The 15153-nt window shown below is 71.2% G+C and carries 16 protein-coding genes; 8 read left to right on the top strand and 8 right to left on the bottom strand.

All coding sequences use genetic code 11. The features are described from left to right. Nucleotides 1–55 precede the first annotated feature (55 nt). From BMH31_RS05105 to BMH31_RS05080, 6 genes are all read right to left on the bottom strand, one after another. On the bottom strand, nt 56–418 hold the full coding sequence (locus BMH31_RS05105) for a DUF2510 domain-containing protein (RefSeq protein WP_099723771.1): 363 nt from the start codon (nt 416–418) through the stop codon (nt 56–58). A 99-nt stretch (nt 419–517) separates the two neighbouring features. Beyond that, nucleotides 518–1432 (bottom strand): ABC transporter substrate-binding protein, encoded by a 915-nt coding sequence (locus BMH31_RS05100; protein ID WP_099723772.1) that lies wholly within the window; start codon nt 1430–1432, stop codon nt 518–520. A 26-nt stretch (nt 1433–1458) separates the two neighbouring features. Then, on the bottom strand, nt 1459–2202 hold the full coding sequence (locus BMH31_RS05095; RefSeq protein WP_099723773.1) for an ABC transporter permease subunit: 744 nt from the start codon (nt 2200–2202) through the stop codon (nt 1459–1461). Continuing rightward, nucleotides 2199–2903, bottom strand: a complete 705-nt coding sequence (locus tag BMH31_RS05090) for an ABC transporter permease subunit (protein ID WP_099723774.1) — start codon at nt 2901–2903, stop codon at nt 2199–2201. The genes BMH31_RS05095 and BMH31_RS05090 overlap by 4 nt, the downstream gene beginning before the upstream one ends. A 1-nt stretch (nt 2904) precedes the next feature. After that, entirely contained in the window at nt 2905–3846 is a 942-nt protein-coding gene (locus tag BMH31_RS05085; RefSeq protein ID WP_099723775.1) for an ATP-binding cassette domain-containing protein, read from the bottom strand. 49 nt (nt 3847–3895) lie between these two features. Continuing rightward, nucleotides 3896–5329 (bottom strand): NAD(P)/FAD-dependent oxidoreductase, encoded by a 1434-nt coding sequence (locus BMH31_RS05080; protein ID WP_099723833.1) that lies wholly within the window; start codon nt 5327–5329, stop codon nt 3896–3898. A 150-nt stretch (nt 5330–5479) separates the two neighbouring features. On the opposite strand from BMH31_RS05080, the gene BMH31_RS05075 reads away from it, so the two are divergent. The 7 genes from BMH31_RS05075 (at nt 5480) to BMH31_RS05045 (ending at nt 11731) form a co-directional block, all read left to right on the top strand. After that, nucleotides 5480–6007: a hypothetical protein gene (locus tag BMH31_RS05075; RefSeq protein ID WP_143469791.1), complete on the top strand. Its 528-nt coding sequence runs from the start codon at nt 5480–5482 to the stop codon at nt 6005–6007. A gap of 88 nt (nt 6008–6095) precedes the next feature. Continuing rightward, nucleotides 6096–6623, top strand: coding sequence for a hypothetical protein (locus BMH31_RS05070; RefSeq protein WP_099723777.1), 528 nt, complete (start codon nt 6096–6098; stop codon nt 6621–6623). Nucleotides 6624–6748: 125 nt separating this feature from the next. Continuing rightward, the gene (locus tag BMH31_RS05065) at nt 6749–8143 is read left to right on the top strand and encodes an L-serine ammonia-lyase (protein ID WP_099723778.1); all 1395 of its coding nucleotides are present in this window, start codon (nt 6749–6751) and stop codon (nt 8141–8143) included. An 81-nt stretch (nt 8144–8224) separates the two neighbouring features. Further along, nucleotides 8225–8863 (top strand): hypothetical protein, encoded by a 639-nt coding sequence (locus tag BMH31_RS05060; protein ID WP_099723779.1) that lies wholly within the window; start codon nt 8225–8227, stop codon nt 8861–8863. Nucleotides 8864–9032: 169 nt separating this feature from the next. Then, entirely contained in the window at nt 9033–9809 is a 777-nt protein-coding gene (locus BMH31_RS05055) for a YcnI family protein (RefSeq protein ID WP_099723780.1), read from the top strand. Next, entirely contained in the window at nt 9806–10441 is a 636-nt protein-coding gene (locus BMH31_RS05050; RefSeq protein ID WP_099723781.1) for a copper resistance CopC family protein, read from the top strand. The genes BMH31_RS05055 and BMH31_RS05050 overlap by 4 nt, the downstream gene beginning before the upstream one ends. Before the next feature lie 273 nt (nt 10442–10714). Further along, nucleotides 10715–11731 (top strand): nitronate monooxygenase family protein, encoded by a 1017-nt coding sequence (locus BMH31_RS05045; protein WP_099723782.1) that lies wholly within the window; start codon nt 10715–10717, stop codon nt 11729–11731. 117 nt (nt 11732–11848) lie between these two features. Here BMH31_RS05045 and BMH31_RS05040 read toward each other — a convergent pair whose 3' ends face one another. Further along, nucleotides 11849–13666 (bottom strand): lipase family protein, encoded by a 1818-nt coding sequence (locus BMH31_RS05040; RefSeq protein WP_099723783.1) that lies wholly within the window; start codon nt 13664–13666, stop codon nt 11849–11851. A gap of 35 nt (nt 13667–13701) precedes the next feature. Continuing rightward, a complete protein-coding gene (locus BMH31_RS05035) occupies nt 13702–14601 on the bottom strand; it encodes a DMT family transporter (RefSeq protein ID WP_241898142.1) in 900 nt (299 codons plus the stop codon). A gap of 40 nt (nt 14602–14641) precedes the next feature. On the opposite strand from BMH31_RS05035, the gene BMH31_RS05030 reads away from it, so the two are divergent. Further along, on the top strand, nt 14642–15142 hold the full coding sequence (locus BMH31_RS05030) for a MarR family transcriptional regulator (protein WP_099723784.1): 501 nt from the start codon (nt 14642–14644) through the stop codon (nt 15140–15142). Nucleotides 15143–15153 lie beyond the last annotated feature (11 nt).

The raw sequence follows: 15153 nt of genomic DNA, 5'->3' as shown, positions 1-15153 counted from the left end.
GTTCCGCAGGTTCCGCCGGTTCTGCCGGTTCTGCAGGTTCTGCCGGAGCCCGGTCTCAGGGAGCCGGCGGGTACTGCTCACCGGTGCGTGTGCGCGAGAGGCGCCGCTGCTGCTGCCGGGTGTTGACGAGGATCGTGATCGCGGCGCCGGTGAATCCCGCGACCAGCGTCCCGGACATGCCGGCGGGGAGGAACCCGGCCCCACCGCCGATGAGTGCGACGACGCCGAGCAGGATCATGGTGATCTCGAAGAGGAACAGCTGATCGCCCAGCGCAGATCTGCGGTCCTCGATGGTGGTCTCGCGGCCGTTCACGAGGATGCGATCGGTCCAGGCATCGCCGTCCCACCAGCGCACGATGCCTCGGGTCCGGGTCGGCCACCAGCCGGCGGCGAAGGAGGGGCGCGATTCGTCGCTCACCGTTGGTACCTGATCTTCTCGACGGGTCCGTCTCGGCGCCCGCGAGGAGCGGGGCGCCGAGACGGACTACCGGATCAGTGTACTGGTGCGGGCGCGGGGTCAGCTCAGCCCGTTGGCCGCGAGCCAGGCCTTGGCGATGTCGGCGGGCTGCTTCTTATCGACGGTGCTCTGGACGTTGAGCTTGACGAGTTCCTCGGTGCTGAGCTTCGCGCTGACCGCGTTGATCGTCTTCGAGACCTTGTCGGCGATGTCGCTGCTGGCGATAGGGACCACGTTCGACGAGAGGATCATGTTCTTCGGATCCTTGAGCGCGACGAGGTCGCCCTTCTCGAAGGCGGGGTCGGCGGAATAGATGTCGGCGACCTGGACGGTGCCGGCGCGCAGCGCGTCGAGCGTGGTCGGGCCGGTCGCCGAGAATCCGAGGTCGACGCCGTACTGCTCCTTGGCGGCGGCGGGACCGTAGGGGCGCTTCTCGAACTCGGGGGCGCCGCCGATGGTCGGCTTGCCGGGCAGCTTCGAGAGGTCGCCGATGGATTCGAGGCCGTACTTGTCGGCCGTGCTCTTGAGCACCGTGTAGGTGTCCTGGTCGGCGGCCTTGGCGTAGTCGAGAGCGGTGAGGTTCTTCGGCAGCGCCTTCTTGAGCGCGGCGTAGACGTCGTCGGGGCTCGTGGCGGTGGCCTTGCCGTCGAGGAACTCGAGCAGGTTGCCTGTGTATTCGGGGAAGAGCGAGATCGCTCCCGACTTGAGATCGGGCATGTACGCGTCGCGCTGGCCGATGTTGAACTTGCGCTCGACCTTCGTGCCGTCCTTCTCGAGGGCCTGCGCGTAGATCTCGGCGATGATCTCGTTCGAGTAGTAGGCCTGCGATCCGACCACGACGGTATCGCTGGACCCCGAAGAGGTCGTCTTGCCGGAGTCGTCGAGGGGGTTCGCGGAGCTGCACGCGCCGAGCGCGAGCGCGACGGCCGCGGCAGCGCCGACGGCGGCGATACGGGTGATTCGAGCGGTGAACATGGTGTTCCCTTCTTCGGTGGTCGGGTTCAGCCGGCCGAGGCGGTCGGCTGAGAACGATGGCGCTCGCGGTGCGCGGCGCGGGAGGAACCGCCGGAACCTGCGGCCGCGCGTACACCGGCCGGGACGGCGGTGCGCTGGGCGAGCGCGAACAGGAGGTCGACGATGAGTGCGAGGAGCGCGACGAGGAGTGCTCCGGCGAGCACCTGGTCGAAGCGGCGCAGCGGGATGCCCTGGATGATGGGGAAGCCGAGGCCGCCGAGGTTGACGTACGCGGCGATGGTGACGGTCGCGATGACCTGCAGTGTAGCGGCGCGGAGCCCGCCGATGAGGAGGGGGAGCCCGAGGCGGAACTCGACCTTCCAGAAGATCTGCCACTGGGTCATGCCGGTGGCCTTCGCGGCGTCGATGACCCGGCGATCAATCGCTTCGAGCCCGGTGTACGCCCCGGCCAGCAGCGAGGGGATCGCGAGCAGGACGAAGGTGAGCAGGGCCGCGGCCGGCACCTGGAGCACCCCGAACAGCAGTACGAGCAGGATGAGGAGGCCGAAGGACGGGATCGCGCGCGCCGCCCCCGAGATGGCGACGGCGATCTCGCGGCCCTTGCCGGTGTGGCCGATGATCCAGCCGGCGGGGACCGCGATCACCGCGGCGATGAGGACGGAGAGGGCCGTGTAGAGCAAGTGCTGGCCGAGCAGCGTCGGGATACCGTAGGTGCCGCTCCACTGCTCGGGGGCGAACAGCCAGGCGAGTGCGTCGCCGAAGAGGTTCATGCGACCGCCTCCGAATGAGGCTGCGTGCTGTGTGCGTCGGCGCTCGCGCGCCGCGTGCGCTTCTGTGTGCTCGCGCGCTGCCAGGGCATGACCAGCCGGCCGAGCAGGACGAGCAGCACGTCGATGATGAGCGCGAGCAGCACGACCGCGATCACGCCCGCGAAGACCTCTTCGACCAGGCGACGGTCGAGACCGTTGGTGAAGAGGTAGCCGAGGTTGTTGACGCCGATCAGCGTGCCGACCGTGGCGAGCGCGATGGTACTCACGGCCGCGACGCGGACGCCCGCGAGGATCACCGGCCCGGCGAGCGGGAGCTCGACGGTCCAGAAGCGCCGCGCGGCACCGTAGCCGGTGGCGGTCGCCGAGCGCAGCACGTCGGCGTCGACCGAGTCGAGTCCGTCGGCGACGGCGCGCACCAGGATCGCGACGGCGTAGATGGCGAGTGCGACGACCAGGTTGGTCTCGCTGATCGCCGAGTAGCCGAGGAGCGCGGGCAGCAGGATGAGGAGCGCGAGCGAGGGGATCGTGTAGAGCAGGCCCGTGAGCAGGATGATGGGTCCGCGCACGAGGCGGTAGCGCCAAGCGAGGCGGCCCAGCGGCAGGGCGATGATGAAGCCGAGCACGAGCGCGATGAGGCTCTGCCGCAGGTGCACCGCGGTGAGGTCGAGGATGAGGCCGAGGTTGTCGCCGATCCAGGTCACGTCAGTCGCCCACTCCCGTACCGGTGCCGGGCTCGGCCACGACGGGCTCGGGTACGACGGGCTCGGCCACTGCGGTCTCGGTCACTGCGGGCACAGACGCGCGGGACCCGTGCTGAGCGGTGGCGGGCGGATCGGCGATGAGCCGGCCCTGCGTACGGCCGTCGGCGTCCACCACGATCGTGCCGTGGGGCGTCTGCCGCAGGCTCAGTGCGCGCTTGCCGCGGTCGGCGCCGATGAACGCCGAGACGAAGCCGTCGGCGGGATTCGCGAGGATCTCGTCGGGGGAGCCCTGCTGCACGATGCGCGCCCCGGCATCGAGGATGACGATCTGATCGCCCAGGAGCAGCGCCTCGTCGATGTCGTGCGTGACGAACACGACGGTCTTGCCGAGCTCGCGCTGCAGGCGCAGTAGCTCCTGCTGCAGCTCGGCGCGCACGATGGGATCGACCGCGCCGAAGGGTTCGTCCATCAGCAGGATGTTGGGGTCCGCGGCGAGGCCTCGGGCGACGCCCACCCGCTGCTGCTGCCCGCCCGACAACTGGCTCGGATAGCGGTCGGCCAGCGCTCGGTCGAGACCGACCGTGTCGAGCAGTTCGCGCGCCCGCTCGTGCGCCTCGCGCCGTGACGCGCCGTTCAAGCGCAGCACCGTCGAGACGTTGTCGATGACGGTGAAGTGGGGCATGAGCCCCGAGTTCTGCATGACGTAGCCGATGCTGCGACGCAGTGCCACGGGGTCGCGATCCTGCACGCTCTCGCCGTCGATCTCGACCGTGCCCGAGTTGGGGTCGACCATGCGGTTGATCATGCGTAGCAGGGTGGTCTTGCCCGACCCCGAGGAACCGACCAGCACGGTAGTCTGCCGGGCCGGAATGACCAGATTGAACTCCCCGACGGCGAGGGTGCCGTCGGGGAATCTCTTCGATACGGAGCGGAACTCGATCATCGCTCAGACACTACGGCACCCCACCGACATTCACGAGGGGGTTGCGCGATCACGCCGAATCCCGCCCGTACGCCTCGAGCAGCCGCAACCAGATCTCGCTCACCGTCGGATACGACGGGACCGCGTGCCAGAGCCGCTGGATCGGCACCTCGCCGACCACTGCGACCGTCGCCGCGTGCACGAGTTCGGCGACCTCCGGTCCGACGAACGTCGCCCCGAGCAGCACCCGACGATCCTCGTCGACCACGATCCGGGCCCGCCCGCTCGCTCCGTCGCCGTGCAGCGAGGCACCCGCGACCGAGGAGAAATCGACGTCGACCGCGCGCACCCGGCGTCCGGCCTGCTGCGCCGCCGCCTCGGTGAGGCCGATCGACGCCACCTCCGGATCCGAGAACACCACCTGCGGCACCGACGCGCGATCCGCCGTCGCCGCGTGGCGACCCCAGGCGCGATCCTCGACCGGGCCGCCCTGCGCACGTGCGGCGATCGCGTCGCCCGCGGCGCGCGCCTGATACTTGCCCTGGTGCGTCAGCGGGGCGCGACCGTTCACATCGCCCACCGCGTACAGCCAGTCGGTGCCCGGGACCCGCAACGTATCGTCGGTGCCGATCCACGATCCAGGTTCGAGCCCGATCGTCTCGAGCCCGATGTCGTCGCTGCGGGGGCGGCGGCCCGTTGCGACGAGGATCTCGTCGGCGAGCAGCTCGTCGTCGTCAGCATCGTCGCGAGACACCCGCACGGTCACCCCGGCGGCGTCCCGATCCACGCGCGCGGGCGAGACGCCCGTCCGCACATCGACGCCCAGCTCACGCAGCCCTTCGGTGACGAGCTCACCCGCGAACGGCTCGAACGCGCCGAGCACGCCGCTGCGCGCCAGCATGGTCACCCGGGAGCCCAGCGACGCGAACGCCGTCGCCATCTCGACCGCGACCACGCCGCCGCCCACCACGATCAGCGACTCCGGCACCTCCTGCGCGCTCGTCGCCTCGCGGCTCGTCCACGGGGCGGCCTCCTGCAGCCCGGGGATCCCCGGAACGACCGCATCGGATCCCGTGCTGACCGCCACCGCATGCCGCGCCGTCAGGGTGCGCTCGCCGCCGTCCGCGTCCGTCACCGTGACGCGGCGCTCGCCGCTGATCCGGCCGTGTCCGCGCACCAGATCGATATGCGCGCTGCTGAGCCAGTCGACCTGGCCGGAATCGTCCCAGTCGCTCGTGAACGCGTCGCGGCGCTTGAGCACCGCCGGCACGTCGAGCTCGCCCGTGACCGCCTCGGCCGCGCCGGGCACCCGGCGGGCCGCCCGCAGCGCCTGCCCCGAGCGCAGCAGCGCCTTCGACGGCATGCACGCCCAGTAGGAGCACTCGCCGCCCACGAGCTCGCTCTCGACGATCACCGCCGTGAGGCCGCCCTGCACGGCGCGATCCGCGACGTTCTCGCCCACCGGCCCACCGCCCAGCACGATCAGATCGTATTCATCGGTCATCTGCATCACAGCCTCTCCGAATCGGATGCTCCCACCCTTTCAGCTTCAGTCGGCGCGGGGAAGGGGGATCCGGAGTTCGGACCTGGCGGTCAGGTTCGGTGTTCGCGCCGGGCTCCGACGGGGCCTCTGCGCGCCGGTAGGGTGAGGATCATGTCGCACGTGGATCCGCCGTTCGGGATGGTGTTCTTTGGTGCTGGGGATGGTGCTGGTGCTGGTGCTGGTGCCGCTGCCGACGGCGCGCGGGAGGTGCGTCGGATCGAGGCGGGCGACGGTGCGAGCGGCAGGGTCATCGGCACGCTGTTCGACGGGGAACTGCTGATCGTCGAACTCGACGGGAGTCGCAGCCTCGCCGTGCTCGATCCTCGGACCGGCGCACTCATGCCGCTGAACCGGGACCGCGCGAGCGCCGAAGGGTTCCTCGAAGCGTTCGCGCACTACCTGGCCGCGGGCCCCGCACCGTCCGGGCCCACGATCCTCACCGCCGAGCAGGCCGCGGCGAAGCTCGCGGCGCTGCGGGCCGGAATCCTGAAACCCGAGGCGGCTCGGCGCGAGCCGGTCCCGCACGTCGATCGATTGCGGATCCTGCGCGAGACGCTCGCCCGCATCGACCCGGGCGCGCTCGGGGCGTCCGGCTGGTGGGCAGGGCCGCTCGAAGAGGCCGGCGACGACCTGCTCTGAGGGCAGTGACGGGCGATCCGGGCGGGTGCTCTGGTGCGTGTTGGCGCCGGTGGGCGTCGGCCCGTGTGGACGGCGGTAGCCTGATCCCATGCGATTCGGGCGGAAACGGAAGCGGCGCGATCGCGGCGAACTGCCGCTCGAGGACGTCGCGAGCCGCATCACCGCGTATGTGTACGGCAACATCATCGTGCTCGCGACGCTCATCCCGCTGTCGCGTGAGGACGCGCAGAGCGGCTGGTCGTTCTGGATCGTGCTCGGCGCCTCGGCGACGACGTTCCTGGCGCACACCTTCGCAGAGTCCGTCGGGCTGCGCGTGCGCTCGGACCACCGGCTGAGTCGCGAGGAGGCGCGCGACGAGCTGCGGAACTCGATGCCGGTGCTCACCTCGGGCGTCTTCCCCGCCGCAGTGCTCGGCCTGGCGGCGCTGTTCGGCGCGCCGGGGGAGTGGGCGCAGCTCGCGGCGGAGATCTACGTGATTGTGCGCCTCGGCCTCACCGGCGTGATCGTGGCCCGCATTCGCAAGCAGCCGAGCTCGCTCCGCATGATCCTCAGCGGAGTCGGCGTCGCCGTGGTGGCGGCGGGGATCGCGGTCGGGAAGATCTTGGTGGGGCACTGAGCCGGGCTCGTTTTCCGGCCGTGAGGTCTCTTCACCTGTGAAGTGAGATGGGTGGGCAAGGTTTCCAGCACTACGATGACTGGTGTCCAACGTCGGACGCAGCCTCAGGAAGGACCGGCCGCAGCATGACTGATCGGGGCGTCTACGTCTCAGCGCTCGAACTCTTCTCGCTCGGCATCGGGCCATCGAGTTCGCACACCGTCGGGCCGATGCGTGCGGGAGCGATGTTCCGCGAGCGCCTCGCCGCTGCCGGCGACCTCGAGCGAGTCACGCGCTTCGTCGTGCGCCTCCAAGGTTCACTCGCCGCGACCGGCATCGGTCACGGATCGCCCGACGCCGTGATCGCCGGGCTCCGCGGGCTGCAGCCCGAGACCGTCGACCCCGACCTCGTGCACGGCGAATGGGATCGCCTCGACACCGGCGACACCATCGACGTTGACGGCGTCGCCATGACCAAGCACGACATCGTGTTCGCCCCGTTCTCCCGCCACGACGGCCACCCGAACTCCCTCGTGCTCACCGCCGAAGCGGACGGCGAGACGCTGCTCAGCGAGACCTACCTCTCGATCGGCGGCGGATTCATCGAACGCGTCGGGGATCCCGAGACCGACGCCGCAAACGGCGACGCAGCGAACGCGACCACAGCGAGCGACGAAGACCCGGCCACCCCGCAGCTCCGCCACCGCTACGCGAGCATCGCCGAGCTGATGGACGTGGTCGGCGAACGCCGCATCGCCGACATCGCCTGGGAGGACGAGGTCGCGCTGCACGGGGCGGAGAAAGCCCGGGCGGGTCTCGACCTGATCTGGTCCGAGATGCGATCCTGCATCGAGCGCGGGCTCGAGGGGCAGGGCGTGCTGCCCGGCCGCCTCGGCGTGAAGCGCCGCGCCGCCGAGGGCCTGCGCAAGCTGCGCGAGCGCGACGGCTGCGACACCGCTGAGGAAGCGTTGGCGCTCTACGCGCTCGCCGTGAACGAGGAAAACGCGGCCGGGCGCCGCGTCGTCACGGCTCCCACGAACGGGGCGGCAGGCGTGCTGCCGGCCGTGCTCTACTTCGCGACCGTGCCGGGCGGCTTCGATCCTGAAGCGATCCGCACCTTCCTGCTGACGGCGACCGCCATCGGCTCCGTGTTCAAGGCGAACGCCTCCATCTCGGGCGCCGAGGCCGGCTGCCAGGCCGAGGTCGGCAGCGCCTGCGCGATGGCCGCCGCGGGCCTCACCGCGATCCGCGGGGGATCGGTCGCCCAGATCGAGAATGCCGCCGAGATCGCCCTCGAACACCACCTCGGCCTCACCTGCGATCCCGTGGGCGGGCTCGTGCAGATCCCGTGCATCGAACGCAACGCGGTCGCGGCGTCGACGGCGCTGACCGCCTGCCGGCTCGCGCTGCTCGGCGACGGCACGCACGTCGTGCCGCTCGACACGACCATCGAGACGATGCGGCAGACCGGCGCCGACATGTCGGAGCGCTACAAGGAGACGAGCACGGGCGGCCTCGCCGTCAACGTCGTCGAGTGCTGATCCAAACAGCCCAGCCGCCAGCGCATCAGCCCGAGCGGATCCGGATCCCGCTCGGGCAGCGAACGCCGTAGACTCGCACACGTGCTGTCATCGCGAGCGGATCGAACGGGTCGAGGACTCGTCGCCGCCGCGATCGCGGTGTTCGTCGCCGTGCTGTCGCACTCCATCGCGGACGGCCGCCCGGCGCCGCTGCTCGGCATCCTGCTGACGCTCGTGTTCGCGGTGCCACTCTGCGTCGCGCTCGCGGGCCGCGAGCTGTCGTGGATCCGCCTCTCGCTCGCCGTCGGCCTCAGCCAATTCGTGTTCCACGGGCTGCTGCTGATCGGGATCACGGATCCCACGATGCTGCCCGGAGCTGCAGACGCGGCGGCCGCAGCCGCGCAGGGCGCCCAGAGCGCCCACGCGGCGCACACCGCGCAGGCGCTCCTGCCCGGGATCGCGTCGGTCGGGCCGGCCGCGCACGCCGCGCACGCTGGAGCGGGCATGTGGATCGCCCACCTCATCGGCGCAGCGGTGACCGTCGCGGCGCTCGGCGCGGGGGAGCAGGCGCTGCGCGCGCTGCTCGACCTCTTCGGCTGGGATCGCCTGCTGCGCGTGCTGAACTGGGTCCCGTCGCCGCAGCGCGCGGCGGTGCGGATCGCGGCCGCCTGGCGCTTCACCGCGCCGAAACTCGTCGTGCTGACGGAGATGCGTCTGCGCGGACCGCCCCGTTCGGCGTAGCCCGCACCCCGCACTCATTTCTCACTGCGCACGCGCGGTCCTCCGAAGCACGGTCGACCGCTGCGGCTCGCGTCGGCGACGCCTCGCCGCGTCTCGCCGAACACGTCTCGCCGACCGCTCGCACCGGCCTCGCGCCGGGCGTGCGCGCACACCGAAAGTCAGCAAGCTCATGAACACTCACATCACGCCCACCACCCCCGCCGCCCGCACGAAGAAGCGCCTGCTCGGATCCATCGCGGCCCTCGGCCTCGGTGCGACGCTCGCGATCGCCGCCCCCATGGCGGCGTCCGCGCACGTCACGGTCGATCCCGGCCAGGTCGAGGCCGGCGGCTGGAGCTACGTCACGTTCCGCGTCCCCACCGAGTCCGACACCGCGAGCACCACCAAGCTCGAGGTGCACCTGCCGAAGGACACCCCCTTCACCCACGTCTCGTACCAGCCGACCCCGGGCTGGAAGACGGCGGTCGCCCAGCAGAAGCTGCCGAAGCCGGTCAAGGTCATGGGGAACACCGTCGAGGAAGCGCCGACCGAGGTCACCATGACCGCCGATGGATCGGGGATCCTGCCCGGCCAGGTGCAGACCTTCACGCTCTCGATCGGACCCGTGCCCGACACCGGACACGTCGTGATCCCCGTCACCCAGACCTACAGCGACGGCAAGGTCGTCGAGTGGAAGGCGACGCCCGAGGAGGTCGCGAAGAACGACACCCTCGAACCTGCGCCCGTGCTCTGGATCAACGACGCGCCGCCCGCGGGCGACCACCACGCCGGGGTGACGGCGAAGGCTGACGCGCACCACGGGGAGGCCGCTGAGAGTTCGTCGGACGGCGGGAACGATTCCGGCGCGGTGTCGCTCGGTCTGAGCATCGGCGCGATCGTGCTCGCAGCCGGCGGGGCGCTGCTCGCCGCGCTGGCGTTCGCCCGCTCGCGGAAGCCGCAGGCGTGATCCGGCGTCGGGAGAATGGGCCGGGAATCGACCGCGGGAGAGCGCACGGGATCCGCGCCGCGTTCGCCGGAGCCGCTCTGGCGCTCGTCGCGGTCCCGTTCGCGGCGCCGGCGGCGTTCGCGCACGACTCGCTCATGAACGCGACCCCCGCCCCCGACACGACGACGGGTGCGGTGGACTCCGTCGTACTGCAGTTCAACAACTCGCCGCTGGGGCTCGAAGAGGGCAATCTCGTGCAGGTGATCGGCCCCGACGGGAAGTACTACGAGACCTCGTGCCCGACGCTGTCGGCCACGCAGGTCACCACCCCGGTGAAGCTCGGCCCGACCGGCAAGTACGAGGTCGAGTGGCGGGTCGTGTCGTCCGACGGGCACCCCGTCGCCGACCGGTTCACCTTCACCTACACGAGTGAGGCCGCGCCTGGCGCGGGTTCGAAGACGCCGCACTGCGGCAAGGCCGCGCCCGCCGGGGCTGGGTCTGCGGCTTCGGAACCCGCGGGCGGTGAGCGGCTCGCCGAGACGAAGGGCGCCGGCAACGGGCTCTGGATCGGAGCCGGGGTCGGCGGCGCGGCGGTGCTCGTCGTCGGGCTGGGCGCCTGGGTGATCCTGCGGAAGCCGCGCGCCGGGCGCTGACCCGGCGCGCGGGGACGGAAGCGGGCGCGCGCATCTGCGCCGCTGCCTACCCGTCGAGTGAGCAGTTGTACACGTTATGAAGCCGCATAACGTGTACAACTGCTCACTCGGCGGAGCGGGCGGGGCGGATCAGGATGCTGACCGCGTGGGCCACCCGCGACCGGCGGAACCCGCCAGCGGCGACGGGCGCTGCGCCCGGATTCTTCGTGCACCTGCGACAGAAAAGCCGCAGAACACGACCCCGGCCGAGCCCACCGCGCCAGGATGTCAGCCATGACGGACAACGCAGACCGCAGCCCCGTGGCGACCGACGCTCGCCCCCGCCTCTCCACCCGGTTCACCGAGGCACTCGGGATCGAGTACCCGGTCGTGCAGGGCGGGATGATGTGGGTGGGCCGCGCCGAGCTCGCCGCCGCTGTCTCCGAGGCGGGCGGCCTCGGCATCATCACCGCGCTGACGCAGCCGACGCCGGCCGACCTCGTCAAGGAGGTCGAGCGGGCGCGCGCCCTCACCGACAAGCCGATCGGCGTGAACCTCACGATCCTCCCCTCGATCGCTCCGCCGCCCTACGACGAGTACCGGCAGGCGATCATCGACGCGGGCGTGAAGATCGTCGAGACCGCGGGTTCGAGCCCCGAGCCGCACATGCAGCAGTTCACGGACGCGGGCATCAAGGTGATCCACAAGTGCACAAGCGTGCGGCACGCGCTGAAGGCGCAGAGCCTCGGCGTCGCGGCCGTGTCGATCGACGGCTTCGAGTGCGCGGGGCACCCCGGCGAGGACGACGTTCCCGGGCTCGTGCTGATCCCCGCCGCTGCCGACGCGCTCGAGATCCCGTTCATCGCCTCGGGCGGCTTCGCCGACGGACGCGGACTCGCTGCGGCACTCGCGCTCGGCGCCGACGGCGTCAACATGGGATCGCGCTTCATGTGTACGGTCGAGTCGCCGATCGCGCAGGCCGTCAAGGAACGGATCGTCGCGGCGAGCGAGCTCGACACCAACCTCATCTTCCGCACCCTGCGCAACACGGCGCGCGTCGCGAAGAACTCCGTGAGCGATGAGGTCGTGCGGATCCTCAACGACGGCGGACAGTTCCCCGACGTGCAGCCGCTCGTCGCGGGAGCGAGGGGTCGGAAGGTGTTCGAGCAGGGAGACATCGAGGCCGGGATCTGGACCGTGGGCCAGGTGCAGGGCCTGATCCACGACATCCCCAGCGCGGGCGAGGTCGTACGGCGCACCGTGAGCGAGGCGAAGCAGCGCCTGCAGGAGCGGCTCGCGCAGTTCGCCTGAGGCGACCGGGGTCCGCCGGGTGAGTCGTCACCCCTCCGGTCATCCTGCGCGACGCAGGAGTCGCAGGATCCGGACGAGATCCTGCGACTCGTCCGTCGCGCAGGCCGACGAAACGGATCAGCCCGCCGGCAGCGACCCGCAGTTGTTCGGCGCCTGCTTCCCGTTCCAGCGGTCGAGCGTCCACTGCACGAGCTGCGGGGTGAGCGGCGACTTCGGGCCGACGAGCTCCATGTGGCCGAGCCCGGGATAGGTACGGAAGTCGAGCGGGACGCCCGCCGCGCACTGGTCACCCACCCAACTGCGCTGCAGCTGGGGGAGCACGAGCGGGTCGGCGAGTCCCTGCGCGACGAGCAGGGGCGAGTCGAACGGGCCCTTCGGCGAGTTCTCGCGCAGCAGCGTTCCGAGCTCGCCCGCGAGGAGCTTGTCGGGGAACACCTGGTTGGGAATCTGCGTGCCCCGCAGGATCGCGGCGATCGCGTCCTGGTCGTTGAAGCAGAGCTGCGAGATGCGGTCGACGCCGGGCGCCGAGCCCGGGGTGAGGTGGGCGCGCAGGTTCAGCTCGGGGTAGTGCGTGTCCCAGGAGGCTGCGATGTAGGCGGAGATGACCTTGCCTCCCGCATTGCTCTTGTCGACTTCGGCGAGCCCGTAGAGGTCGCTCGCCGGAGCCATGGCCGCGGTGCCGACGACGGTCAGGTCGGGCGCGTACTTCGCGGCGATCTTCGCCGTCCAGAGCGCGCCGTGCCCGCCCTGCGAGTGCCCCCACACGACGGTGCGGTGGCTGAGGTGCAGCTCCGAGAGCTGACGAGCCGCGCGGGAGGCGTCGAGCACGTTGCGCGCCTCGTCCTCGCCGATGAGGTAGGCCTCCTGGCCCTCGGTGCCGAGCCCGGTGTAGTCGGACGTGACACCCACCCAGCCGTGCTCGACGATCATCTCGGTGAGCGAGGTCGCCGCGCCGTCGGCGAAGGGCGTCGCGCTGAGCGAGGGCGCGCAGGGGCGCGAGACGCCGGTGGTGCCGTGCGAGATGCTCAGCAGGGGAGCCTCGCCCGATGCGGGGTGCAGCGGTGCGAGCACGGTGCCGCTGGACACGGTCGGCGAACCGTCGCCGCTCGTGCTCGTGTAGAGGATCCTCCAGGCCCGCGCGCCTTTCGGCACGCCGGCCGTGAGCGGCTCCGATCGCAGCAGTTCGCCGGGCTCGCCCGGGAGGTTCGCGGGCGAGGCGTAGAAGTTGCCGGGGGCCGGCCGGTTGTCGCTGCGGAGCAGCCAGCCGCTGCCGATGGCGAGCAGCACCGCGAGCGCGAGCGCACCGCCGGCGGCCAGGGTGTGCCGGACCCGGAGCTTCGGGCTCCACGTGATGCCCGCGCGGCGCGCCCATCGTCGGATCAGGGACTCGAACAGGAGGCGCAAGCCGACGAAGGCGAGCCAGACGGCCGTACCGATGCGGATGAAGTCGAGGGTGAGCACCGGCCAGGTGAGGCTCACGAAGCCGATGATGATGCTGGCGCCCGCCGACAGGAGCCCGGCGAGGCGCCGGGACTCGTGCGTGCGGAACGACTGCATCGAGGAGAGCACGCCGTAGACCATGAGGCCGATACCGATCAGCGCGGCGAGGACGGGGGCTCCGAAGTCGCTCCGGATCGCGATGACGGCGCCGGTGAGGATGAGCGCGACCGGCGCGAGCCAGCGCCAGGGGCCGCGGCGTTCGCGCGGCGTGGCGGACGCGCTGGCGCCGGCTTCGAGCGCGATGAGGCCGAGGCCGAGGGCGACCAGGGCGATCCCGGCGATGCGCGTGAACGCGAAGATGTCGAGATCGGTGAACGCGAGCGTCACACCCGCGGCGAGCGCCAGGGCGCCGAGCGCGACCCGTACGGGCGGAGCCGCCCGCTCGAAGGTGCGCGTGATGCTCCGCTGGCGGGGACCGCCGGGTCGTCGGGTCATCGGTGCCGGCTCCTCTGATCGGGTGTCGCTCCAGCTTAGGCGGCGCCGGGTGCGCAGCGGAGCGCGCGGGACCCGCGCGGGGTCCACTGGCCGACCAGGATCCCGGTGAGCACGAGAGCGATCCCGAGCATCTGCGCGGGCGCCAGGGTCTCCCCGGCGACCATCGTGCCGAGCAGTACGCCGGTCACGGGGTTCAGGAGCCCGACGAGGCCGACGACCCCGGGCGAGAGGTGCGCGAGGCCGGTGAACAGGCAGAGGTAGGCGGCCGCCGTGGAGATGAGCGAGACGAACAGGATCGCGGCGATCCCGCTCGGATCGAGCTGGGGCGGGGTGCCCTCCACGCAGGCGGCGATGACCACCAGCACGATGCCGCCGAACAGCAGCTGCCAGGCGGTGAGGTCGAGCACCGGTGTGTCGTCGCGCCACCGCTGGGTGAGGATCGAGCCGAGGGAGAAGACGAGCAGCGCGGCGATGGACGCGGCGACGCCCCACCCGTCGATGCGCGCCGTCGAGAGCCCGACGATGAGGATCACGCCGACGATGCCGCAGACCGCACCGATCATCGTCGGAAGGTTCATGCGTTTGCCGAGCATCGCCCAGCCGAGGAGGCCGAGCACGAACGGCGAGCCCGCCATGATCGACGCGGCGACGGAGGAGGGGAGCAGCTGCGCTGCGACGTAGACGAGGACGAAGAACACGCTGAAGTTGATGAGCCCGAGCACGGGAGCGCGCCACCACCAGGAGCCGGTGGGGAGGCGGCGGACGAACAGGAAGAGGAGGATCCCGGCCGGCAGTGCGCGGAGGGCCGCGCCCCAGAGCGGTGCGTCGGCCGGGAGGAAGTGGTGCATGACGGGGTAGTTCGCGCCCCAGGCGATCGGGGCGAGTGCCGTCAGTGCGATCCACTTCGCGTTCGATCCGCGTTTGATTGCTTCCATGGAAGCGATTGTAGCTTCCTGGGAAGCTACAATCGAGCATATGACCGCACCGGAGCCCGATCGCGTCGATGAGATCCTCGCCCAGTGGTCCGTCGAGCGCCCCGACCTCGACGTATCGCCCGTGGGCGTAATCGGTCGTCTGCACCGGATCGCCGAACGCCTGCGCGACGAACTCGTCGCGCTCTACCGCGAGTACGGGCTCGGCGAGGGGGAGTTCGACGTGCTCGCGACGCTGCGGCGCACCGGCGCGCCCTACGAGCTCGCGCCCGGCGAACTCGCCGCGCACACGATGGTCACCACGGGGGCCGTGAGCAAGCGGCTCGACCGGCTCGAAGCGCTGGGCTACGTGCAGCGGCGTTCCAGCGACCGGGACGGCCGCGGGCGCGTCGTCGGACTGACCGCGGCGGGCGTCGCCGCGATCGACGAGGCGTTCGCCGCGCACGTGCGCAACGAGGCCCGCCTGCTCGAGGGGCTCGATCCCGAGCAGCGGGCGCAGATGATCGCGCTGCTGCGGGTCTGGATGCGCGCGCTCGACGGGTGAGGCGGTCCGTC

The organism is Leucobacter sp. OLIS6 (assembly GCF_002752355.1).
GTDB lineage: Bacteria > Actinomycetota > Actinomycetes > Actinomycetales > Microbacteriaceae > Leucobacter.
This window is presented reverse-complemented; position numbering and strand designations above follow the sequence as displayed.